General features: G+C 65.6%; 23 protein-coding genes. 9 read left to right on the top strand and 14 right to left on the bottom strand.

All coding sequences use genetic code 11. From position 1 onward, the window contains the following. Positions 1-58 precede the first annotated feature (58 nt). From KUV49_RS06710 to KUV49_RS06700, 3 genes are all read right to left on the bottom strand, one after another. On the bottom strand, positions 59-775 hold the full coding sequence (locus KUV49_RS06710) for a methyltransferase domain-containing protein (protein WP_222449271.1): 717 nt from the start codon (positions 773-775) through the stop codon (positions 59-61). Continuing rightward, the gene (locus KUV49_RS06705) at positions 772-1,122 is read right to left on the bottom strand and encodes a hypothetical protein (RefSeq protein ID WP_261391069.1); all 351 of its coding nucleotides are present in this window, start codon (positions 1,120-1,122) and stop codon (positions 772-774) included. The genes KUV49_RS06710 and KUV49_RS06705 overlap by 4 nt, the downstream gene beginning before the upstream one ends. A 145-nt stretch (positions 1,123-1,267) precedes the next feature. Further along, positions 1,268-1,864, bottom strand: coding sequence for a hypothetical protein (locus tag KUV49_RS06700; RefSeq protein ID WP_222449270.1), 597 nt, complete (start codon positions 1,862-1,864; stop codon positions 1,268-1,270). Between the two features lie 210 nt (positions 1,865-2,074). Here KUV49_RS06700 and KUV49_RS06695 point away from each other — a divergent pair, with 210 nt between their 5' ends. After that, complete coding sequence (locus KUV49_RS06695; RefSeq protein ID WP_222449269.1) at positions 2,075-2,926, top strand: DUF4394 domain-containing protein; 852 nt, start codon at positions 2,075-2,077, stop codon at positions 2,924-2,926. A 284-nt stretch (positions 2,927-3,210) separates the two neighbouring features. On the opposite strand, the gene KUV49_RS06690 is transcribed toward KUV49_RS06695, so the two are convergent. The 9 genes from KUV49_RS06690 to coxB all read right to left on the bottom strand — a co-directional run bounded on the left by KUV49_RS06690 (position 3,211) and on the right by coxB (position 10,740). Beyond that, entirely contained in the window at positions 3,211-3,795 is a 585-nt protein-coding gene (locus tag KUV49_RS06690; protein WP_172978024.1) for a GNAT family N-acetyltransferase, read from the bottom strand. Beyond that, complete coding sequence (locus tag KUV49_RS06685; protein WP_222449268.1) at positions 3,795-5,057, bottom strand: M16 family metallopeptidase; 1,263 nt, start codon at positions 5,055-5,057, stop codon at positions 3,795-3,797. The genes KUV49_RS06690 and KUV49_RS06685 overlap by 1 nt, the downstream gene beginning before the upstream one ends. Then, positions 5,054-6,442: a threonine synthase gene (gene thrC / locus KUV49_RS06680; protein ID WP_222449267.1), complete on the bottom strand. Its 1,389-nt coding sequence runs from the start codon at positions 6,440-6,442 to the stop codon at positions 5,054-5,056. The genes KUV49_RS06685 and thrC overlap by 4 nt, the downstream gene beginning before the upstream one ends. After that, complete coding sequence (locus tag KUV49_RS06675) at positions 6,439-7,128, bottom strand: SURF1 family protein (protein WP_222449266.1); 690 nt, start codon at positions 7,126-7,128, stop codon at positions 6,439-6,441. The genes thrC and KUV49_RS06675 overlap by 4 nt, the downstream gene beginning before the upstream one ends. Before the next feature lie 102 nt (positions 7,129-7,230). Continuing rightward, a complete protein-coding gene (locus KUV49_RS06670; RefSeq protein ID WP_222449265.1) occupies positions 7,231-8,031 on the bottom strand; it encodes a cytochrome c oxidase subunit 3 in 801 nt (266 codons plus the stop codon). Between the two features lie 26 nt (positions 8,032-8,057). Beyond that, entirely contained in the window at positions 8,058-8,645 is a 588-nt protein-coding gene (locus KUV49_RS06665; RefSeq protein WP_222449264.1) for a cytochrome c oxidase assembly protein, read from the bottom strand. After that, positions 8,645-8,803 carry a hypothetical protein gene (locus KUV49_RS06660; protein ID WP_170067268.1) on the bottom strand — a complete coding sequence of 53 codons (159 nt, stop codon included), beginning with the start codon at positions 8,801-8,803 and terminating at the stop codon, positions 8,645-8,647. The genes KUV49_RS06665 and KUV49_RS06660 overlap by 1 nt, the downstream gene beginning before the upstream one ends. Positions 8,804-8,806: 3 nt before the next feature. Then, positions 8,807-9,754, bottom strand: coding sequence for a heme o synthase (gene cyoE / locus KUV49_RS06655; RefSeq protein WP_222449263.1), 948 nt, complete (start codon positions 9,752-9,754; stop codon positions 8,807-8,809). An 86-nt stretch (positions 9,755-9,840) separates the two neighbouring features. Then, complete coding sequence (gene coxB / locus KUV49_RS06650; RefSeq protein ID WP_222449262.1) at positions 9,841-10,740, bottom strand: cytochrome c oxidase subunit II; 900 nt, start codon at positions 10,738-10,740, stop codon at positions 9,841-9,843. A 194-nt stretch (positions 10,741-10,934) separates the two neighbouring features. Here coxB and tldD point away from each other — a divergent pair, with 194 nt between their 5' ends. From tldD to dprA, 3 genes are all read left to right on the top strand, one after another. Beyond that, on the top strand, positions 10,935-12,362 hold the full coding sequence (gene tldD, locus KUV49_RS06645; RefSeq protein WP_222449261.1) for a metalloprotease TldD: 1,428 nt from the start codon (positions 10,935-10,937) through the stop codon (positions 12,360-12,362). 250 nt (positions 12,363-12,612) lie between these two features. Beyond that, positions 12,613-13,431: a class I SAM-dependent methyltransferase gene (locus tag KUV49_RS06640; protein ID WP_222449260.1), complete on the top strand. Its 819-nt coding sequence runs from the start codon at positions 12,613-12,615 to the stop codon at positions 13,429-13,431. Between the two features lie 156 nt (positions 13,432-13,587). Next, positions 13,588-14,730: a DNA-processing protein DprA gene (dprA, locus tag KUV49_RS06635; RefSeq protein ID WP_222449259.1), complete on the top strand. Its 1,143-nt coding sequence runs from the start codon at positions 13,588-13,590 to the stop codon at positions 14,728-14,730. 7 nt (positions 14,731-14,737) lie between these two features. On the opposite strand, the gene KUV49_RS06630 is transcribed toward dprA, so the two are convergent. Beyond that, on the bottom strand, positions 14,738-15,175 hold the full coding sequence (locus KUV49_RS06630) for a hypothetical protein (RefSeq protein WP_222449258.1): 438 nt from the start codon (positions 15,173-15,175) through the stop codon (positions 14,738-14,740). A gap of 157 nt (positions 15,176-15,332) precedes the next feature. Between KUV49_RS06630 and topA the strand changes: the two genes are divergently transcribed. Beyond that, complete coding sequence (gene topA, locus KUV49_RS06625; RefSeq protein WP_222449257.1) at positions 15,333-17,864, top strand: type I DNA topoisomerase; 2,532 nt, start codon at positions 15,333-15,335, stop codon at positions 17,862-17,864. Positions 17,865-17,873: 9 nt separating this feature from the next. On the opposite strand, the gene KUV49_RS06620 is transcribed toward topA, so the two are convergent. After that, the gene (locus tag KUV49_RS06620) at positions 17,874-18,716 is read right to left on the bottom strand and encodes a lytic transglycosylase domain-containing protein (protein ID WP_222449256.1); all 843 of its coding nucleotides are present in this window, start codon (positions 18,714-18,716) and stop codon (positions 17,874-17,876) included. A gap of 360 nt (positions 18,717-19,076) precedes the next feature. Here KUV49_RS06620 and KUV49_RS06615 point away from each other — a divergent pair, with 360 nt between their 5' ends. The 4 genes from KUV49_RS06615 to KUV49_RS06600 all read left to right on the top strand — a co-directional run bounded on the left by KUV49_RS06615 (position 19,077) and on the right by KUV49_RS06600 (position 22,482). Further along, positions 19,077-19,271, top strand: coding sequence for a Flp family type IVb pilin (locus KUV49_RS06615; protein WP_152491455.1), 195 nt, complete (start codon positions 19,077-19,079; stop codon positions 19,269-19,271). A gap of 197 nt (positions 19,272-19,468) precedes the next feature. Then, positions 19,469-19,657: a hypothetical protein gene (locus tag KUV49_RS06610; protein WP_222449255.1), complete on the top strand. Its 189-nt coding sequence runs from the start codon at positions 19,469-19,471 to the stop codon at positions 19,655-19,657. A gap of 331 nt (positions 19,658-19,988) precedes the next feature. Continuing rightward, positions 19,989-20,861: a Flp pilus assembly protein CpaB gene (cpaB, locus tag KUV49_RS06605; protein ID WP_222449254.1), complete on the top strand. Its 873-nt coding sequence runs from the start codon at positions 19,989-19,991 to the stop codon at positions 20,859-20,861. Between the two features lie 199 nt (positions 20,862-21,060). After that, on the top strand, positions 21,061-22,482 hold the full coding sequence (locus KUV49_RS06600) for a type II and III secretion system protein family protein (RefSeq protein WP_222449253.1): 1,422 nt from the start codon (positions 21,061-21,063) through the stop codon (positions 22,480-22,482). The last annotated feature ends 6 nt before the right edge of the window (positions 22,483-22,488 follow it).

Below are 22,488 nucleotides of genomic sequence, written 5' to 3'. Positions count from 1 at the left end.
TTTTCCGCGCGGAAAATGGCGGCGAAAATGCGCATTTTCGCGCCTCCCGTGGCGCCGGTCAGCCCTGCCCGGCCGGGCTCAGCGCGCAGACATGGCGCACCTTGCGCCCGTCGCGGAAATAGTCGTGCATGCCCCGACGGTCCTCGCCCAGGATCAGGTCGTGGTCGATCCAGGCGCAGTCAAGGTTCAGCGCCTCGGCCATGAACTCGGTGGCCCTGCGGGACGGCACGCCGACAACCGTATGACTGCGCCCCTCCACTTCGGTCACGGCATTGAGCGGATTCGACACCTCTTCCTTCAGCACCTGGATCATGGCGTTGTCCTGCACCATGAACTCGCTGTCGATGATGACCAGCCCGGGCGCCAGCGCCCGGATCAGCGACAACAGGCGGAAGTGGTCCATCACGTGGTAGAAAATGCCGTAGAGCGCCACCACGTCGAACCGCTCGCCCGCCGCGCCCCGTGCCTCGAGGTCGGCGAAAAGGTCGCCACAGGTCAGGCGCACGCGGGGCTTGAACTCCGTGTCGGGGAAGGCGTCGAACCGCGCCACCAGCTCGGGCCGCGCCTCGACCCCCACCACCTCGGCCGCACCGGCAGCGGCCAGCGCGTAGGACCACCGCCCGTCATGGGCGGCGATGTCCAGCACGCGGGCCCCTTCGATCTGCGGGCCGAACGGGTCGATGATCAGCTTGTGACGCTGGTTCAGCCGATAGATCGTGGTTGCGTTGTCGTCATAGGGCGGAAGCTCGGCCAGGAAGTCGAACAGGCCGCTCATCGGCACAGTTGCTCGGCCCGCTCACCATAGGCGCGATAGGCTTTCCAGAACGACTCGTCCCGGCCCCGGTCCGACTGGCGGATTTCCTGCGCCTGGTGCGGGTCGCGATAGAACGACGCCGCGCGGCGCTGGTCGGAGGGGTTCAGCGTCTGGTCCGCCGCCGCCTGGATACAGCCGCATAGCGCCCGCGACCGCGCCTTGCGGTCGGACGCCATGCAGGCGTTCGAGATCGGGCCCGACGCCATGGGCACGGCGCGGCTGACCGAACCGCTGCGCCCGTCGAAGCGATCGGGCTGGCCGCAGCCGGCAAGACCGACAGCCATAAGGGTCATCAATACCTTTTTCATCGGGACTGTCCTGCTCTGTCCTCGTGGTGCCGGCGGGATCGCGGGTTTGCCCCGTCTTTGCCGCACCGTTTCGTTAACCTTCAACACCGGAGATAGTGCCCCATCCCCCGGGGTTTTTCAATCGGGATGACGCGGGCCGCGACGCTCAGTCCTGCGGCGGGTTCTCCTCGGGGCGCGTGGTGTCGTACCGATTGCCCGGCGAGGTAAAGCGCGTCCACCGCGCCGGCAGGATCGAACCGGAGGTCAGCGCCAGGTTTTCACCCGTCGCCGGCATGAACCAGATCTCGGCTCCGATGCCGTCGCTGTCGCGTTCACGCACCACGGCGCGGCGCGGAATGCGGATTTCGACGCGAACACCCTCGCGATACGGCAGACCCGTGGCCATGCAAGTGGCCGGGGCGCCGACATAGCTTTCGACAGGCGCAACCTCGTTGAACACGCGCAGGTCATGCAGCACCACCTGCCCGTCCACGGCCAGCGATCCGGGTGCCAGAAGGTCGCGCACATGCGGGCGCACATAGGCTGTCAGCCGCTCGCTTTGCGCCCAGACACCGCAGAGCGCCAGTTGCCCGTCGATGGCCCGGCGCGGCTCGACCGCCACGGTGATGCCGCCGCCGGTGCTGAAATCGCCGCCGCCCAGCGTGATATCGCCGGTCAGCGGCACGGCGTCGGGGGCCGCCATGACGCTACCTGACAGGCTGAACACGGCCAGTGACGCGGTCACAAAGGCGCGGAATGACATGATGCAACTCTCCGTTATGAGTTTCCCAAGGCTACACAGCCTTATCATGCGCTTCAACAGGACCGCCAACACCTCTGCGTGAAACCGCCAGCGTGTAACGACAAAAAAAATCCGGACGCGCTGAAACTTCTCTCGATCACCCTCCGTGTCTTTGGTCAAGCGCCGGCCAGGGAGGCCGGTTGCGTAAGCTGAAAAAGAGAGAGGAATACAATGTATACTCGTACCATCACCGCCGTTTCCGCCCTGTCGATGCTGGGGGGCGCCGCCTTCGCGCAAAGCGATAGCGCAGATATGGGCTTTGCCCTTGCCAATGACGGCATGACGCTTGTGTCCATGGCCGATATCACGTCGCCGACTGACGTGCAGACCATGGACCTCTCCGAGGCGCTGGACGCGATTGCATGGCGCCCCGTCACCGGCGAACTGCTTGGCTTCAGGAACGGCATGGTCGTCACCATCGACACCGCCAGCGGCGAGATGACCGATCTCGAAGCGGCGTTCAATGACGACGCGATGGTCGCCGACGGCTCGAAGGTCGCGTTCGACTTCAACAACAAGATCGACGCCGTGCGCGCCGTGTCGTCGGGCGAGGACAACCTGGTGTATTTCCCCAAGGATTTCAGCGCCGAGGACAAGGCCGGCAAGGTCGTGCGCGTCACTGACCTGGCCTATGCCGAAGGCGACGCCAATGCCGGCGCCGACCCGATGATCTATGCCAACGCCTATACCAACGCGATCAACGGTGAGACCGCCGGCAGCACGTTCCAATACGCGCTGGACGCCGAGACGGACTCGCTGGTCAGCCTGGCCAACAACGAAGGCACGCTGGAAACCATCGCCGAGGTGACCGTCGACGGCGAGGCCGTGGACCTGAGCGACTGGGGCGGCTTCGACATCATGTCGCCGTCCGAGGGCGAGGACATGGCCTATGCCATCCTGCAGATGGAAGGCGCCGAGACGGCCGGCTTCTACACCATCAACCTGGAAACGGGTGAAGCCATGATGGAAGCCGACCTGGGCATGGGCGGCTTCACCGCGCTGGCCATCGCACAGGCGCGCTAAGCCGAAGGTTGCGTAACGAGTTCTCTGTTGAGTTCGTAACGAGTGATGAGGGGGGCCTTCGGGCTCCCCTCTTTTAATGAAAGGGTAGCTGCACCGCGCGGAACAGAGGCGCGGCCCTGCCGCGCCGCCGCGCGATCGCCAGACCGCCCCCCGGGCTGGCGATTGGCTGACGTTGGTACTTCGATTTGAGGTTTTTCGGCTGTGGCTAAGATAAAGTGCTCTGAAGAAGCGTCGGTTCGCCATCCCGCGGTCTGGCAATCGCGCGGCTTTCGGAACCTAGCGGATTACCCCACATCCGTCCGGCCGCGCCGGTCACCGCGCAGCGCGGCATAGAGAACATGCGTCCGCCAGCGCCCCGCGATCTGCAAATAGCTCTGCGCCACGCCCTCGTACTTGAACCCGCAGCTTTCCAGCAGACGCCGCGACGGGGCGTTTTCCGGCAGGCAGGCCGCCTCCAGCCGCGACAGGTCCAGCCGCTCGAAGGCGTAGTGCGACACCGCCTGCAGCGCCTCGCGCATGTAGCCCTTGCGCGCATGAGGCTGGCCGGTCCAGTAGCCCAGCGTGCCCGACTGCGCGGGGCCACGCCGGATATTGTCCAGCGTGATCGCCCCCACCAGCATGTCGTCCTCGCGCCGGAACAGAAACAAGGGCACCGCCGAGCCCGACGAGATCGACCGCTGCGACCAGTAGACCCGGTTGGCGAACCCCTTGCGCGACAGGTGGTCGGCGGCCCATTGCGGCTCCCACGGGGTCAGGAAATCTGCGCTGCTTTCGCGCAAGGACGACCAGTCGCGGAAGTCCGTCAGGACGGGCTGACGCAGGGTCAGGCGCTCCGTCTCGATCCGGATCTTCCGGCGCGGCAGGAACATCAGGCCGCGCGCCTTTCCTGCAAGGTCTGCAGTGACGGCGCATGGCTGACTGGACCGTAGAGCGCCAGCGCGGCGGGCGCTTCGGTGGCAATCACCTCGGCATGGGATTTGAGGTCCTTCAGCGTGACCGCGTCGATCCGCTCGACCACCTCGCCGAGGTCCGGCACCCGGCCCCAGATCTGCATCATCCGCGCCGACCGCTCGGCCCGGTTCGACGGGCTTTCCAGCCCCATCAGCAACCCGGCCTTCATTTGCGCCCGCGCCCGGTCCAGCTCGGCCTGGCTGAAATCCTCGGCGGCGCGCTTCATCTCGTCCACCGTCAGGCGGCCAAGGCTTTCCATCTCCTCGGCGGACGTGCCGGCATAGATCGTCAGCATCCCGGTATCCGCATAGGCCCCGGCCTGCGCGAAGATCGTATAGCACAGCCCCCGCCGCTCGCGGATCTCCTGGAACAGGCGCGACGACATAGAGCCGCCCAGCGCCGAAGCATAGATCTGCGCGGTGTGAATGTCGGGGCTGGAATAGTTCGAGCTCTCGAAGGCCATGGCGAAATGCGCCTGTTCCAGCGTGCGCACGGTGCGTGTCTCGCCGCCCAAGAACTTGGCGGCGGGCGGCGCGACGGTGTTGGAGGGCTGCATGTCGCCGAACGCCTCTTCGGCCAGCTTCACCAGCGCATCGTGATCCACGGCTCCGGCGGCGGACAGGATCATCTGCCCCGGGCGATAGCGCTGGTCGACGAACCGCGTCAGGTCAGCGCGGGAAAACCCGCGCACCCGGTCCTCGGGGCCCAGGATGGTGCGGCCCAGGGGATGGTTGGGATAGGCCTGCTCCTGCAGCCAGTCGAAGATGATGTCGTCGGGCGTGTCCAGCGCCTGCCCGATCTCCTGCAGGATCACGCCGCGCTCCACCTCGATCTCGCGCGCATCGAACACAGGGTTGCGCAGAATGTCAGACACCACGTCCAGCGCCAGCGGCACGTCGTCGGCCAGAACGCGGGCGTAATAGGCCGTCACCTCGCGGCTGGTATAGGCGTTGATATAGCCGCCCACATCCTCGATCGCCTCGGCAATCTGCAACGCGTTGCGCCGTTTGGTGCCCTTGAAGGCCATGTGTTCGAGGAAATGCGCGATGCCGTTCTGGGTGGCGTCCTCGTGCCGGGCGCCCGCCAGGACCCACACGCCGATGGCCGCCGATTGCAGGCCGGGCATGTGTTCGGTGACGATGCGAAATCCGTTGTCGAGAGTGGTCAGGTTGACGGTCAATTCGGAATGCGGTCCTTGATGAGGGTTTCGATGGCGGCAAGGTCGTTCTCGACCCGTGTCACGCGCTCCGACCGCTCATACAGGTCGGCCATGCGTTCCGGCAAGGGGGGATGTTGGCCGCTGGCCTCTTCCACCGCCGCCGGGAATTTCGCGGGATGCGCCGTGGCCAGCGTGATCATCGGCGTGGCCGCGTCGCGCATCTCCTCGGCCACCTTCACGCCCACGGCGGAATGCGGGCACAGGAGTTCCCCGGCGGCGTTCCACGTCTCCAGGATCGTGGCGCGGGTCTCGTCCTCGTCGCAGCGGCCCGACGCGAAACTCTCCCGCAGCGCCTCCAGCGCGCCCTGGCTGACGGAAAAGCCGCCCGCCTTCAGCTCGTCCATCAGCTGGGCCACCGCCGCGCCGTCCTGATCATAGGCATAGTAAAGCGCCCGCTCGAAGTTGGAACTGACCTGGATATCCATCGACGGGCTGATCGAGGGGATCACGCCGTCGGGCCTGTACTCGGATGTCGTCAGGCAGCGGTGCAGGATGTCGTTCTGGTTGGTGGCCACGATCAGCCGGTCGATGGGCAGCCCCATGCGCTTGGCGATGTAGCCCGCGAAGATATCCCCGAAATTGCCGGTGGGCACGGTAAAGCTCACCTTGCGCTCGGGCGCGCCCAGCGACACGGCGGAGGTGAAGTAATAGACCACCTGCGCCAGCACCCGCGCCCAGTTGATCGAGTTCACGCCGGCCAGCCCCACCGCGTCGCGGAACTCGAAATCGTTGAACATGTCCTTCACCCGCGCCTGGCAGGCGTCGAAATCGCCGTCGACGGCGATGGCGTGCACATTGTCCTCGACAGGCGTGGTCATCTGCCGGCGCTGCACCTCGCTGACGCGGCCGTGGGGGTAGAGGATGAAGACATCCACCTTGTCCAGCCCCCGGAACGCCTCGATCGCCGCCGAGCCGGTATCGCCCGAAGTGGCGCCGACGATGCACACCCGGTCGCCAGAACGTTTCAAGGACGCCTCGAACAGCTGGCCGATCAGCTGCATCGCGAAATCCTTGAAGGCGAGCGTGGGGCCGTGGAACAGCTCCAGCAGGAAATGCCCGGCATCCAGCTGTTTCAGCGGCGCCCGCGCGGCATGGCCGAACCCGGCATAGGTCTTGGCGATGATGGCGCGGAACTCGTCGTCGGTGAAGGCGTCGCCGATGAAGGGCCGCATGATGCGAAACGCCGCCTCCTCGTACGACACCCCGTGCAGCGCCTTGATGTCCTCCGCCGCCAGCGTCGGGATGCTTTCGGGCAGGTAGAGCCCCCCGTCTCGCGCCAGCCCGGTCAGCATGGCGTCCTCGAAACTCAGGATGGGCGCGTTGCCACGGGTCGAGTTGTATTTCATCGGTCCAGTCCTTTTGCGGCGCCGCGGCCGCGGAAGATATAGAAAGCGGTCATGCCCAGCCAGATGGCGGCCAGCGAGAACCACGTGATCGCGTATTGCAAGTGATCGTTCGGAATGTGGGCCGTGTCCACCGGCAAGGGCGTCACGGAGTCTTCGGGTTGCGACAGCGTGCGCGCCACCAGCAGCACCGGCTCGGTCGACAGCACCTCGGCCATCTGGCCCAGGTCGCGGGCGAACCAGGTGTTGCCGTCGACATCGTTTTCGGGCGTGGAACTGTTGCGGTCGTCGGGCCAGTGCAGGTTGCCGGTGACCGACAGCGTACCCCCGGGCGCGTCACTCAGCGTGTCGCCCTGCCGGATGAAGCCGCGATCCACCAGGATGCGCCGCCCGCCTTCGGTCTCGAAGGGCGAAATCACCAGGTATCCCGCGCCCACCTGCTTGCGGCTGACCAGCACCCTCAGCGCACCCTCGCCAAACTGTCCTTTTACGGAGACCGGCAAATATTTGTCGGCCTCGGGCTCGAAACTGTCCGGCAGGGCCACCGGCTCTGCCGCAATGCGCGTCTCGATCTGCGCCAGGATGCCTTCCTTCCACTCCAGACGCTGCACCTGCCACACGCCCAGCCAGATCAGCACGGCCGCACCGGCCAGGCCGAAGATCAGCGGAAGGACTGTTTTTCTTAGCATGATGCCCCATCTGACGCGAAAATGCGGAAGGCTCCCCCTCCGCATCTTCCTCTGGCTTCAAATATCCCCGCCGGAGGCAGAGAATTTTCGTACGAAAATTCTTCAGCCGCCCCAGATATAGACCGCGGCGAAGAGGAACAGCCAGACCACGTCGACGAAGTGCCAGTACCAGGCGGCCGCCTCGAAGCCGATATGCTGTTCCGGGGTGAAATGCCCCCGCATGACCCGCAACAGGCAGACGAACAGGAAGATCGTGCCGATCACCACATGCGCGCCGTGAAAGCCGGTCGCCATGAAGAAGTTGGCGCCGTAGATGTTGCCCGAGAACCCGAAGGCCGCGTGGCTGTACTCGTAGGCCTGCAGCGCGGTGAAGATCACCCCCAGGGCGATGGCGATGGTCAGGCCCCACTTGACGTCGTCGCGGTTGTTCTCGTGCACCAGCGCGTGGTGCGCCCATGTCGCGGCCATCCCCGAGCACAGCAGGATCAGCGTGTTGATCAGCGGCAGGTGCCAGGGGTCGAAGGTCTCGATCCCCGCCGGCGGCCAGACGCCATCGGTGATCGGGGACATCTCGCCCATAGGATAGATCGCGTGCTTGAAGAAGCTCCAGAACCACGCGGCGAAGAACATGACCTCGGACATGATGAACATGATGAAGCCGTAGCGCAGGCCGATCCGCACGACAGGCGTGTGATCGCCGGCGTGGCTTTCCTTGATCGTGTCCGCCCACCAGCCGAACATCACGTAGGCGACGCCCACGAAGCCGGCCAGCAGCATCCACGGCCCGCTGCCGTGGAAGAACAGGACCGCGCCGAACAGCATGACGAACCCGGCCATTGCCCCCAGGAGGGGCCAGATGGAGGGGTTCAGGATGTGGTAGTCGTGATTTTTTTCATGTGCCATCTAGCAAAGTCCCTCGTCGGTGGCTCTTAGTTCACGTTGTTATCAGGCGCCTCGCCCTTGTCGAGCGCCGCCTGCGTTTCGTCTTCGGGCAGGTCGATCTCGTAGAACGTATAGCCCAGTGTGATGGTTTTCGTGTACTTCGCATCGCGGTCGTCGACAATCTCGGGATCGACGAAAAACGTCACGGGCATCTGCACGCGCTCGCCCGGTTGCAGCACCTGCTGCGTAAAGCAGAAGCAATCGATCTTGGTAAAGAAGCCGCCGGCCTCGAACGGGGTGACGTTATAGGTGGCCGATCCCGCAATCGGGCGGTCGGTGGGGTTGTAGGCCTCGTAGAAGGCAAGGCCCGTCTCGCCGATGCGAAGCTCCATCTGGCGCTGCACCGGCTTGAACTCCCACGGGAAGCCGCGCTCGTTGCTGGCGTCGAAGCGGATCTTGATGGTGCGGTCCAGGATCTCGTCCGAGCCCAGGTCGGCCACGTTGGTCTCGCCGCCATAGCCGGTCACACGGCAGAACCAGTCGTAAAGCGGCACCGACGCCCAGGCCAGCGCGCCCATCGTGACGCCCACGGCCACCAGCCGCATCACCGTCTTGGTATTCCGGTCCATCGCCATCAGCTTGCCTCCTCTGTCGTCACCGCGAAATCGTCATCCGAGACCTTGGCAATGGTCAGCCCGAAGACAAGTGCGACAAAAGCGGCAAGAACCAGGCCCAGCCCGAGGTTGCGCGAAAAGCGGCGCTTGTGCATTTCGTGTTGGCGCGACAGCGACATGGCTCACCACCCTCCCAGGCCGTAGGGCGCCAGCAGCGCCTCGGCGGCAATCGCGCCGAAATGCGCGAAGAGGTACAGCAGCGACAACTTGAAGAACTTGCGCTCGGCCAGGTACTTGTCCGCCTCCGAGGCGGTCTCGTCCCGGCGCCAGATGTCCACCGCGCCTTTCAGGAAGGTGGCGTTCAGCACCAGGGCGACGGCCAGGTAGAGCGGCCCGCCCACGCTGGTAAAGCCCAGGCCGATGGCGAGCGCCGCCAGCAGCACGGTGTAGACCAGGATATGCACGCGGGTCGACCGGCGCCCGTGGGTCACGGTCAGCATCGGCACCCGCGCATTGTCGTAATCCATCTTGGTGAACAGCGCCAGGGCCCAGAAATGCGGCGGCGTCCACATGAAGGTCAGGCAGAACATCAGCACCGCCTCGACCGAGACCGAGCCCGTAGCCGCGGCCCAGCCGATCATCGGGGGGAAGGCCCCGGCGGCGCCGCCGATCACGATGTTCTGCGGCGTCCAGCGCTTCAGCCACATGGTGTAGATCACGATGTAGAAGAAGATGGTGAAGGCCAGCAGGCCTGCCGCCAGAAGGTTGGTCGCCAGCCCCAGCATCACCACGGCGAAACCCGACAGCGCCAGGCCGAAGGCGAACGCCTCGTCCCGCGTCACCTTGCCGGCGGGGATGGGCCGCTTTGCGGTGCGTTTCATCACCGCGTCGATATCGGCGTCCCACCACATGTTGAGCGCGCCCGACGCGCCCCCGCCCACGGCGATGAACAGGATCGCGGCAAAGCCCACCACCGGATGCACCGAAACCGGCGCGGCGATCAGCCCGACGAAGGCCGTGAACACGACCAGCGTCATCACGCGCGGTTTCAGAAGCGCGAAGAAATCGCCGAAGCTGGCCTCGTCCTCGAAGCCCTGAACCTTGCTGGTGTTGAGACTTGCGTCGCTCATGTCTTCTCCGAAACACGGGATGCGCCCGGAGGCGCATCCTGCGGGGGATGGCATGGGGCGCGCGGGCTGCGCACCCCGGCTGTCTTTTACTCGGCGGCGGCCAGCTTCACGCGGTCGGGAAGCGTCGACGGGTCACCTGCATATTCCTCGATCGCGCCTTCCAGCCAGGCATCATAGGCGTCCTGGCTGACGACCTTGACCGTGATCGGCATGTAGGCGTGCGCCTGGCCGCACAGTTCCGAACACTGGCCGAAATAGATGCCTTCCTTCTCGGCGCTGAACCACAGTTGCGCGATCCGGCCCGGAACCGCGTCCTGCTTCACGCCGAAGGCGGGAATGGTCCAGCTGTGGATCACGTCCGCGCCGGTGATCTGCATCACGACGGTCTGGCCCACGGGCACGACGACTGCGGTGTCGGTGGCCAGCAGGAACTCGTCCTCGGAATAGCCCGCCTCTTCCAGCTGCGCGCGCACGTCGTCGGTCAGGCGGTTGTCGCCGCCCGTGGCCGGGGCGCCGATCATGTAGCTGTCGAAGGCGAAATCGTGGTCCATGTATTCATAGCCCCAGTACCACTGGTAGCCGGTGACCTTGATGTTCACGTCGCCCTCGGGAATTTCCTGCTGCTTGAACAGCACCGGCAGCGAGAACGCCGCGATGAACACCAGGATCACGATCGGCACCACGGTCCAGGCCACCTCGATCGGCGAGTTGTGGGTAAAGCTGGACGGCGTCGGGTTGGCCCGCTTGTTGTAGCGCACGATGCAGTAGACCAGCAGGCCACAGACGAAAATGGTGATCGCGGTGATGATCACCAGCACCATGCCGTCGAGCCAATGCAGGTCGCGCGCCAGTTCCGTGGCAGCCGGTTGAAAACCGATCGCGCCCTGTTCGGGCTTGCCGATGATTTCAAGATTTTCCTGTGCCATCGCCGGAAGCGCCGTTGCAGCGGCCATCATGGACGCCAGAAAGCTGGTGAATTTGCGCATGTTGCACCCTGATCCCGTTAGTTCGGTTTTATCTTCTGCAGAACGTCCCAAGGCGCATGCCATGGAATCCCGTTGTTCGCGCCGTAAATAACAATATTCTTACGGGGCGTACAAGGAAATGCGTTGCGGCAAACGGACGCTTTTGAAACCGTTAAAATATTGGCGTTTCCGGCGTCGCGAGCAGGAGCAGGCAGATGACATCAGACGTTTTTCGTCCCTTCGAGACCGAGATCGAGCGCGAGGCGGCGCTGGCCAGGCTGCGCGAGGCCGTGGCCGGCGCGGATGACGGCGAGCTCTTCCTGGAGCGTCGCCGGGCGGAATCCCTGCTGTTCGACGACGGCCGGGTCAAGACCGCGTCCTATGACGCCGCGCAGGGCTTCGGGCTGCGCGCCGTGCGCGGCGAGGTGGCGGGCTATGCCCATTCATCCGAGATTTCCGAGGCCGCGATGGGCCGCGCCGTGGAAACCGCGCGCCTGGCCGTGGGCGATGGCGGCGGCACGATGGCCGATGCCCCCGCCGCCACCAACCGGCGGCTCTATTCCGACGCCGACCCCATCGCCGGGCACGAATTTCCCGTCAAGCTCGATACGTTGCGCGAGATCGACGCCTACCTGCGCGACATGGACCCCCGCGTGGTGCAGGTGACGGCAGCCATCGCCGCCTCCCTGCAGGAGGTCGTGATCCTGCGCGCCGACGGGCACGAGGTTTCCGACACCCGGCCCATGACGCGCCTCAATATAAGTGTCATCGTCGAAAAGGACGGTCGCCGCGAAACCGGCAGCGTCGGCGGCGGCGGGCGCGTCATGCTCGACGGCCTCATTGCCCCCGAGGACTGGCAGGCCAAGGCCCGCGAGGCGCTGCGCATCGCCCTGGTCAACCTCGAGGCCGAGGCGGCGCCCGCGGGCGTGATGGACGTGGTCCTTGGCCCCGGCTGGCCCGGCATCCTGTTGCACGAGGCGATCGGCCACGGGCTGGAGGGGGATTTCAACCGCAAGGGCAGTTCGGCCTTCGCCGGCCTCATGGGCCAGCGCATCGCCGCCCCCGGCGTCACCGTGCTGGATGACGGCACCATCCCCGACCGGCGCGGTTCCATCACCGTGGATGACGAGGGCACGCCCTCGGGCAGGAACGTGCTGATCGAGGACGGCATCCTCGTGGGCTACATGCAGGACCGCCAGAACGCCCGCCTGATGGGGGTCGAGGCCACCGGCAACGGCCGCCGCCAAAGCTATGCCCACGCGCCGATGCCGCGCATGACCAACACCTACATGCTGGGCGGCGAGGCCACGCGGGACGAGATCGTGGCGGATCTCAAGGACGGGATCTATGCCGTGGGCTTCGGCGGCGGGCAGGTCGACATCACCAACGGCAAGTTCGTCTTTTCCTGCACCGAGGCCTACCGCGTGAAGAACGGCAGGATCGGCGCGCCGGTCAAGGGCGCCACCTTGATCGGCGACGGCGCGACCGCGCTGCAACAGATCCGCGCGCTCGGCAACGACATGGCGCTCGACCCCGGCATGGGCAATTGCGGCAAGCAGGGCCAATGGGTGCCCGTGGGCGTGGGCCAGCCCACCGTGATGATCGGCGGTCTGACCGTGGGCGGCTCGCAGGCGGGGAGTTGAGGGAGTCGATTGCAAGGAGCCGCGCGATCGCCAGACCGCGGGCTGGCGGCCCAACAGTGGTTCAAAGTACTTTATCCCTGCAACCTCCGCAAAACCTCGGATCGAAGCGCCAGCATCACCCAAACGCCAGCCCGTCCGGGCGGCCCCCCTTTCGGCGATTGCAGGCAATCGCCTTTCGGTCAGCGGACGATCGCGCGGCGGCCTGCGGCCTTTATTCCGCGCGAACCAAGTACCAAAGGCACGTAACATAATGACCGACCCGACCCAGAACCTCGACACCGACGCCCTCCGCGCCTTCGGGGAAGGCGTCGATTTCGGCCGCACCGCCAGCGATTACGCCACCCACCGCGCCGGCTTCCCGCCTGCCTTTTTCGAGCTTCTGACACAGCGCGGCTGGGCCGGCCCCGGCCAGACCGCCGTCGATATTGGCTGCGGCACTGGCACCGTCGCGCGCGGGCTGGCGGGCCTTGGGCTCGACGTCACCGGCATCGACCCCGCGCAGCCGCTTCTGGATGAGGCCCGCAAGCTGGACCGCGCCGCGGGCGTCCACGTCACCTACAGGACCGGCACGGCGGAGGCGACGGGCCTGCCCCCGGCATCCACCGATCTCGTCACGGCTGGCCAGTGCTGGCACTGGTTCGAGCGATCCGCCGCCGCGGCAGAGGTCGCGCGCCTGTTGCGCCCCGGCGGGCGGGCGGTGATCGCCCATTTCGACTGGTTGCCGCTGCCGGGCAACGTGGTGGCGGCGACCGAGGCACTGATCCTGCGCCACAATTCCGGATGGGCGGGCGCGGGCGGCACCGGGATCTATCCCGCCTGGCTGACGGACCTGGCGCAGGCGGGCCTCACCGCGCTGGAGACCGCATCCTTCGACGTCGCTCAGCCCTATACCCACGACGCCTGGCGCGGGCGCATCCGGGCCAGCGCCGGTGTCGCCGCCTCGCTCGACGCCGAAAGGACCGCGGTTTTCGATGCCGTGCTTGCCACCCTTCTGATGCAGGAATTTCCCGACGCGCCCATGAGCATACCCCATCGGGTCTGGCTCGCCACCGGGGTGCTCGACACGTAGAGATCCCCTGCTACGCCGTGCCGCCGAGCACCTTATCCCCCTCGGCAAAGCGTCTTTCGGCCCTGCGCTCAAAATTTCTTCAATCGGAACGGGTTTGGTTTACCCTGTGTTAACCAACCGCGCGTATCACTGACCCTGCAATCAGGCGAAGTCACGATGTCCGAGGAATTACATCCTTCCACTCACCCCCCACTCCCACCCACCACGGAAGATGATCGGGTAGCGTGGCTTCGTCTGTTGCGCTCTCGCCGGGTCGGACCGGCGACGTTTCACAGGTTGATGCAGGAACATGGCAGCGCGCAGGCCGCGCTGGAGGCCTTGCCGGAGGTCGCCCGTGCGGCAGGAGTCGAGAACTATGCCGCCTGCCCCGTCGGCGTGGCCGAGGCCGAGCTGAAGGCCGGTGCCGCGCTTGGCGCACGGCTGATCTTCATCGGCACGCCGGACTATCCAGACCTTTTGGCCGAGACACCGGACGCGCCGCCCTTTCTCTGGGCCGTCGGCGACGGCGCGCCGCTGCTGCAGCGTCCCATGGTGGCGCTTGTCGGCGCGCGCAACGCATCGTCATTGGGCCTGCGCATGGCCAAGGCGCTGGCCGGCGCGCTGTCCGAACGGGGCCTTGTGGTTGTCTCGGGCCTGGCCCGCGGGATCGACGCGGCATCGCACCTGGCCGCGCTGGATCACGGCACCCTGGCGGTCGTCGCCGGGGGCATCGACGTGATGTACCCCGCCGAGAACACCAAGCTGGCAGAGGATATCGCCCGTACCGGCCTGCGCCTGTCGGAACAGCCCATCGGCACGGTCCCGCAGGCGCGGCACTTCCCGGCGCGCAACCGCATCATCAGCGGGCTGGCACAGGCCGTCGTGGTGGTCGAGGCCGCGGCCAGGTCCGGATCGCTGATCACCGCGCGCAACGCGCTCGACCAGGGGCGCGACGTGCTGGCGGTGCCGGGCCATCCGTTCGACGCCCGCGCCGCCGGCTGCAACATGCTGATCCGCGACGGCGCGACGCTGGTGCGCAACGCCGACGACGTTCTGGCCGCCCTGCCCGCCCGCGCAGAGGCGTCAGCACCACCGCAGCCGGACCTGCCCCTGGCCCCGCCGCCCGAAAAGCGCAGCCTGGCCGAAACCACCCGGCTGCATTCGGATATCCTGAACCGCCTCGGCCCCGCGCCACTGGCCGAGGATCAGCTGATCCGCGACCTGTCGGCGCCCGCCGCGCGGGTCTCTCCCGCGCTCACCGACCTGGAGGTCAGTGGCAAGATCACGCGCCATCCCGGCGGGCTGGTCTCCCGATCCTGACGCAGGCTCAGTCGAACGGCGCACAGGCCTCCGGCGTCACCGCGCGGTATTCGGCGCACAATGGCTCCCACGACCACCACGCGTCGGTCGCGCCGAAACTGTGATGCACCGCGACCCAGGTATCGCCGGATTTCCTGTAGAGAACGTAAATCTCGGTGATGTCGAAACTGCCGTCCTCCTCGCCCCGCAGCACCGCGGGCGTCCGGCTCAGGTCGATCGCCGCGCCGCCGGGGCGCTGCGCGGCAAGCCCGGCAAAGGCCACGTCCCCGTCGCGGCGCAGGTGATGCACCACGAATTGCACGGGCGCGCCCAGTTTCCACTCGGCGATGGGCCGGATCGCATCCAGAAGCGCACCGCGCGTCTCGCTGCCCCGCGCCGGTTCCTCCCACGCGGCGGCGGCCCCGGCCAGCATCACCAGCAGCACGGCCAAAAGGTGTCTCGGCATGGCATCCTCCGTTGTTGCCTCGACACTGCGCCGTCCGGCCGGGATGAACAAGCCGCGGGATACCCTGCATTGACAATCCCCATTCAGACACCACATGTTGCGCCGCCATGGGACCGGGCCGAGTCGCCCCCCTGTTTTTCATACCGTAGGAGTGTTCATGCCAGTCGTTGTTGTCGAATCCCCGGCCAAGGCCAAGACGATCAACAAGTACCTGGGCAAGGACTATACCGTGTTGGCCTCCTACGGCCATGTGCGCGACCTGCCGGCCAAGAACGGCTCGGTCGATCCCGACCAGGATTTCGAGATGACCTGGGAGGTCGGCAATGACAGCAAGAAACATATCAAGGCCATCGCCGACGCGCTGAAGGACGACAACGCGCTCATTCTCGCCACCGACCCCGACCGCGAGGGCGAGGCGATCAGCTGGCACCTGGAAGAGGCGTTGCGCAAGCGCCGCGCCATCAAGAAGGACACCGACGTCAAGCGCGTGGTGTTCAACGCCATCACCAAGACCGCCGTCACCGAGGCGATGAAGAACCCGCGCGAGGTGGACGCGCCGCTGGTCGAGGCCTATCTCGCCCGCCGCGCGCTCGATTACCTCGTGGGCTTCAACCTGTCGCCGGTGCTCTGGCGCAAGCTGCCCGGCGCGCGCAGCGCGGGGCGGGTGCAATCGGTCTGCCTGCGCCTCATCGTCGAGCGCGAGATGGAGATCGAGGCGTTCAATGCCCGCGAATACTGGAGCGTGAAGGCGCTCCTGACCACGCCCCGCGGCCAGGAGTTCGAGGCGCGGCTGGTCAGCCTGGCTGGTGACAAGCTGGACAAGTACGACCTGGAGAACGCCACCCAGGCGGAGATGGCGCAACAGGCCGTCGAGAGCCGGGACCTGACGGTCACATCGGTCGAGGCCAAGCCCGGCAGCCGCAACCCCAGCCCGCCCTTCATGACCTCGACCCTGCAACAGGAGGCCAGCCGCAAGTTCGGCATGGGCGCGCGGCAATGCATGAGCGCGGCCCAGCGCCTCTACGAGGCCGGACACATTACGTATATGCGGACGGACGGGATCGACATGGCGCCCGAGGCCGTCGAGGCCGCCCGCGATGCCATCGGCGAGCGTTTCGGCAAGGAATACGTGCCGTCCAGCCCCCGCATCTACAAGAACAAGGCCAAGAACGCGCAGGAAGCGCACGAGTGCATCCGCCCCACCGAGATGACGCGCGACGCCGAAAGCCTGAAACTTTCAGAGCCCGACCAGCGCAAGCTCTATGACCTGATCTGGAAACGCACGCTGGCCTGCCAGATGGAAGGCGCGCGGCTGGAGCGTACCACGGTCGAGATCGGCTCGAAGGACGGCCAGGTCGGCCTGCGCGCCACCGGGCAGGTGGTTCTGTTCGACGGCTTCCTGCGGGTCTACGAGGAAGGCCGCGACGATGCGGTCGTCGATGACGACGACAAGCGCTTGCCGCAACTGTCCGAAGGCGACAAGACCGACAAGCGCTCGGTCACCCCCGAACAGCATTTCACCCAGCCCCCGCCCCGCTATACCGAGGCGACGCTGGTCAAGCAGATGGAAGAGCTCGGGATAGGCCGCCCCTCGACCTATGCCAGCATCGTCACCACGATCCAGGAGCGTGAATATGTCCGCAAGGACAAGAACCGCCTGATCCCCGAGGACAAGGGCCGGATCGTCACCATCTTCCTGCTCAACTTCTTCCGCAAATACGTCGGCTACGAGTTCACCGCCAACCTCGAGGAAGAGCTGGACGTCATCTCGGCTGGCGACGCCGACTATAAAAAGGTGTTGGCGGATTTCTGGCGCGATTTCCACGCCGCGGTCGAGGAAGCGTCGGAATTGCGCATCGCCGAGGTGCTCGACAAGCTGGACGAGGTCCTGGCCCCGCAGCTCTATCCCCCACGCGAGGACGGGACCGATCCGCGCATCTGCCCCAAATGCGGCGAGGGGCGCCTGCACCTCAAGACCTCGCGCACCGGCGGCTTCGTCGGCTGCGGCAATTATCCCGAATGCACCTATACCCGCCCCATCGCCGGCGAAGGCGCCGAGGGCGACGAGCGCCTGCTGGGCGAGGATCAGGGCGACGAGATCTGGCTGAAGTCCGGCCGCTTCGGCCCCTATGTGCAGCGCGGCGAGCCGACGCCCGAGAACAAGAAGCCGCCGCGCGCGTCGCTGCCCAAGGGCTGGGACAAGGACGACATGACGCTGGAAAAGGCGCTGACCCTGCTCAGCCTGCCGCGCATCGTGGGCACCCACCCCGACGGCGGCGAGGTGAAATCCAATTTCGGGCGGTTCGGACCTTATGTTATGCACCAGGCCGAGGACGAGGCGAAGCCCGTATACGTGAACCTCAAGGATCCTGCCGACGTGTTCGAGATCGGCATGAACCGCGCGGTCGAGCTCCTGGCCGAGAAACGCGCCAACCCGGGGCGCGGGCGCGGACGCACCGCCGCCAAGCCGCTCAAGGAACTGGGCGAACACCCCGAGAGCGGCGGGCCGGTGAATGTCATGGAAGGCCGCTATGGCCCTTACGTGAAATGGGAGAAGGTGAACGCCACCCTGCCCAAGGACGTGGAGCCCGCGAACGTCACCATGGAGATGGCCGTGGAACTGATCGCCGAGAAGGCCGCGAAAAAGGGCACGAAGAAGGGAACGGGCCGCGCCAAGAAAAAGGCGTGACCGCGTTCCTTAGTAAGACGCCAGCGTCAGCGCGCAGGCATCGGTGATCAGCTCCGGCCGGGTCTTGCAAAGGCCGCTGGCCACCTGGAAAGCCGCCAGCACCTTGGGCACGTAGTCGCGCGTTTCGGCATAGGGCGGGACGCCCGCGTGCTTCTTCACCGCGTTCTCGCCCGCGTTGTAGCCCGCCAGCGCCAGCACCGCGTCGCCGCGAAACTCCTTCATCAGCCAGTCGAGATAGGCCACGCCGCCCTTGATGTTCTGCCCCGCCAGCATCGAGTCGCTGACGCCGAAGCGTTGCGCCGTGGCCGGGATGAGCTGCATCAGCCCCTGCGCCCCGGCCCCGCTGATCGCATCCGTCCGGCCGCCCGATTCAACAGAGATCACCGCCAGCACCAGCGCCGGCGACACCTCGGTTCCGATCGTGGCGCGCAGGATGTCGGCGCCGTGGGCGCGGGCGATCTCCTGCATATGCTGCAACCTCGGTCCCTTGACCGACGCCCCGCCCGGCCCGTCGCGCAGGGTCTCGAACGCCAGGCGCAGCCGGTCCGGCCCGCTGGCCTTGTCGTCGGTCGGCACTTTCGTCCAGAACCAGCCATAGGCCGCCGTCACGCTGGGCACGACGGGAATATCGACCGTGCCCGCGTCGGCACCCGCGTCGCTGTCCTTGGGTCTGGGCTTCAGATGCGCCTGGTCTTCAGGGTCGATCTGCACCGTGATCAGCTTGCCGCCGCCTTTCTTGGGCGGCTTGCCTTTCTTGAAGGTGAACTCGGGAAACGGCGGCGGATCCCCCGCGTGGACGGGAAGCGCGCACGCCAAGGCAACGCCAAGGGCGAGAAATCTCGTGAATCGCATGATCGGGCCTGCTCTGCCTCGGTTGGTTTTCTTGCCAGTATGCCATCAATCGGCAAGTTTGCCCATAATTGTTGAGTGTTGACGAACACCGACGCTGGCGTTTCGCACTGAAATGACGGGCGAAAGCAGTAAGTCGAAAAATTTTAACCTTTTTTAACTGTTTAAAAACAATAACTTAACACCCTCTTCGGCAAAAAAGTTAACGGTCTCCAAAATCGCTCGAAAGCCGCCCAAATCCTGCCGCAGTCGGACGGCTATATGCTGCTCATACCGCAACGCAGCGGGCCAAAGAGAGAGGCGGCCCACTCAACTGCTAGCGGTTGCAACCTGAGTTAAACTGATCCTTTGGAGGGACCAACCATGATCAAATTCATCAAAAAATTCCGCAAAGACGAAGAAGGTGCCGTGACTGTTGACTGGGTCGTGCTGACCGCAGCCGTCGTCGGCCTGGGCGTTGCAGGCGTTTCCACCGTGTCCGGTGGTGTGAACGGCCTGGCCAGCAAAATCGTCACCGGAGTCGACTCCGCAGACAACGTCGGCGCGGGCACCAAGTAAGGTATCCGCCCTGTGCGAGAAGGCCGCGGTCCCACCGGACCGCGGCCTTTTGCCTGTCTGGGGGACAGGGGTTATTTTCCATTAAAATCATTTATTAAATTGCAGAATTCGCCCTGAAAACTTTTCCGAATGCCCAATTGCTGCCGCGTTCGGCTGCTATGCGAAGCACAACCCAACATGCCCCAGAAGGTGATTACATGATCCAGAGCATAAGACATTTCCTGACGCGTGACGACGGCGCGATCACGGTTGACTGGGTCGTGTTGACCGCAGGCCTGGTCGTACTGGCCGGCGGGCTCGGCGTCACGGTGAACAGCGGCGTCACCTCGGCCTCGACCAGTATTTCGACCGCGGTCTCGGCCACGTCCGTCAGCGACGCCGAGTGACCCTGCCCGGCCTTTGCCGGGGCCACCGCACGCGGTAATCGACACCCGGCACTCCATCGGGGTCCTGCAAGGCCCCCGCAGCACATGCCAGCACTGCGAGCCGGACCCGTGCAAAGCGCTGCGGCCGATTGCGACCGACCGCCATGCAGTCCCGGCCTCCGGCCTTGCGGCCAGGGCGCCGCGGCGCCCTGCCCCGCCCTTCGCGCGCCCGGCACGGGCCTTCACCAAAGCACCACACCCACCCCGTTATTTCGCCACATTTCCATCGTAAGTCTGAACGGCAAGGCGCAACCAGTGTGCCAGTGAGCAGTTGAATTCGAAAGGACACGCCATGCGTTTGGTGTTTGGACTTGTACTCATTCTCGGCCTCGGTCTGGCAGGATTTGCCGTCTTCATGGCCAAGAACTACATCCAGGGCTACCAGGCCCAGCTTGAACAGGAACGCGCCAAGAGCGCCCCGGCCTTTGAAACGGTCGAGGTCTACGTTGCCAAGCAGAAACTGGAATACGGCCAGCGCCTGCTGATGGACCACGTGTCGCTTGTGGCGTATCCGGTGAATTCGCTGCCCGAGGGCACCTATTCCGCCGAGGAAGACCTCTTCCCCAAGGGCGAGGACGAGCCGCGCACGGTCCTGCGCACCATGGAACCGATGGAAGCGATCCTGGACGTCAAGGTCACCGGACCGGGCGAGGATGCCGGCATCACCTCGCAGCTCACGCGCGGAATGCGCGCCTTCGCAATCGAGGTCGACGTGTCCAGCGGCGTGTCCGGCTTCCTGCGTCCGGGCGACCGCGTCGACATCTACTGGACCGGCAACGTGGGCAGCGCCGAAGGTATCGACGGCCGTCGCGGCGGCGGCGAGGTCACGAAGCTGATCGAAACCGGCGTGCGCCTGATTGCCGTGGACCAGGTGGCGAATGGCGACACCACCGAGGCGATCATCGCCCGCACCGTCACCGTTGCCATCAAGCCGCAGCAGGTCGCAGCACTTGCGCAGGCCCAATCCACGGGCAGCCTGTCGCTGTCGCTGGTCGGCGCCGACGACGAGACCGTGGCCGAGGCGATCGAGGTCGACCAGAACATGCTTCTGGGGATCGAGGCCGCCGCCGCCCCCGCGCCGCAGGTCAAGGAAGAGATCTGCACCATCAAGACCCGCCGCGGCGGCGAGGTGATCTCGACCCCGATCCCCTGCGCGACCAACTGATCCGCACCACATCTTGTGTATGCGAGGCGCCCCCACCACAGGGCGCCTCGTTTCTTTCGGGCAACTGTCCCCCAAAATCCACAGCAAGAGCGGGTCAAAAGTGGTTGATTCTTGAAAAAATTTTTGAATTGGCCCACAGTCCTGCCAATTCCGGGCGAAAAGACCCGATTAATGAGGCGTGATCGGAAAGGCAGGTCACATGATAAAATCGAGCGTATTCAAGGCCGCCCTTGTTGGGCTGGCTGTCGTGTTTTCCCCTGTCGCCGACATGGCGATGGCTGACAACATCACGGTGATCCAGAAGGGCGCGAACCGTGATCTGAGCATTCCGATGAACCGGGCCGTCGTGATCGAAAGCGACACGCCGTTTGCGGAGTTGAGCATCGCGAACCCGTCCATCGCGGACTTCTCGACCCTGTCGGATCGTACCGTCTATGTCCTCGGCAAGGCGCCGGGGCGCACCACCCTGACCCTTCTGGACGCTACCGGCCGGCTGATCACCAACGTGGAGGTGCATGTCAGCCCGGACATCTCGGAGTTCAAGGAACGGCTGCAACAGATCATGCCCGGCGAAAAGATCGAGGTGCGCTCTGCCAATGACGGCATCGTGATGTCGGGCACCGTCACCAGCGCCAGCAAGATGGACCGCGCGCTGGAACTGGCGAACCGCTATGCGCCCGAGCGCGTGTCGAACCTGATGTCGGTCTCGGGCAAGCAGCAGGTCATGCTGAAGGTCCGCTTTGCCGAGATGCAGCGCACCGTCTCCAAGGCGCTGGGCACGTCCCTGTCGCTGGACGCGCGCTCGGCGGGCAGCGCGGGCTTTATCGGCGGCACCGGCACCACCAACACCCAGGGCGGTGTCATCGGCACGCTGGCCGGGGCGATCCCGTCGGTGCAGAACAATTTCGGCGCACTTGCCATCGGCTTCGACATCGGCTCGACCGAGGTCGGTATCCTGTTGGAAGCATTGGAAGAAAAAGGCGTCGTGCGGACCCTCGCGGAACCCAACCTGACCGCCCTTTCGGGCCAGGAGGCCAAGTTCCTCGCCGGTGGCGAATTCCCGATCCCGGTGGCCCAGGAAAACGGCACCACCACGATCGAGTTCAAGCCCTTCGGCGTCGAGCTCAACTTTACTCCGCGCGTTCTGGACGACGAGGTCATCAACCTGGAAATGGCCGCGGCGGTCTCCTCGCTGGACCCCGCCAACGGCATCCAGGCCGACGGTCTGAACGTGGCCGCCTTCCGCCGCCGCGACGCGTCGACCACGGTGGTGATGCGCGACGGGCAAAGCTTTGCCATCGCCGGCCTGCTGCAGGACGACTTCCGCGACAATGCGGGCCAGATCCCGTGGCTGGGCGATATCCCGGTTCTTGGCGCCCTGTTCCGCAGCGCGGAATACGAGCGCGCCCAGACCGAACTGGTGATCATCGTGACCGCGCATCTCGTGACCCCGACCAGCGGCACGGTCCTGGCCCTGCCGACCGACCGGGTCAAGCTGCCGACCGAAAAGGACCTGTTCCTGAATGGCCGCGTCGCCAAGGACGTGCGGGAGTCGCGCGGATCGACCGGCGAAGTCGCCCGGCAGGATTTCAACGGGTCCTACGGCTACGTGATGGACTGAGGAGAG

This window comes from Roseovarius atlanticus, from assembly GCF_019802205.1.
GTDB classification, from domain to species: domain Bacteria; phylum Pseudomonadota; class Alphaproteobacteria; order Rhodobacterales; family Rhodobacteraceae; genus Roseovarius; species Roseovarius atlanticus_A.
Note: the sequence above shows the minus strand (reverse complement) of the source record. Positions and strands in the feature narration are given on the sequence as shown.